Origin of the sequence: Mesorhizobium sp. M8A.F.Ca.ET.207.01.1.1, assembly GCF_004794715.1 — a bacterium.
GTDB lineage: Bacteria > Pseudomonadota > Alphaproteobacteria > Rhizobiales > Rhizobiaceae > Mesorhizobium.
The window spans coordinates 1-295 of record NZ_SRUS01000504.1 but is presented as its reverse complement, the minus strand read 5'-3'; the positions used below and the strand labels follow the sequence as shown (position 1 = coordinate 295).

Below are 295 nucleotides of genomic sequence, written 5' to 3'. Positions count from 1 at the left end.
GCCCGGTAGACGCCAATAGTTGGCGGCATAGTCCTATACGGTGAACAATGCCGGCGGGCGGTAGGCAGCAGGAGATCGCCTCGTGTTCATCGCAGATATCCGCCGTTGTGACCTCAACGACCTGTTCTACTTCGCCATGGTGGTCGAGCACGGCGGCTTCTCGCAGGCCGGCCGGGCGCTGGCCATGCCGAAGTCGAAACTGAGCCGGCGCATCGCGCTGCTGGAGGAACGGCTGGGCGTGCGCCTGATCCAGCGTTCGACCCGGCGTTTCTCGGTCACCGAGGTCGGCCAGGAC

General features: G+C 65.1%; 1 protein-coding gene. It reads left to right on the top strand.

Annotated elements, in window-relative coordinates; genetic code table 11:
- Window positions 1-97: 97 nt before the first annotated feature.
- Window positions 98-295 (top strand): LysR family transcriptional regulator (locus EN850_RS35575; RefSeq protein WP_210238094.1); only part of this gene is annotated, 198 nt, incomplete at its 3' end.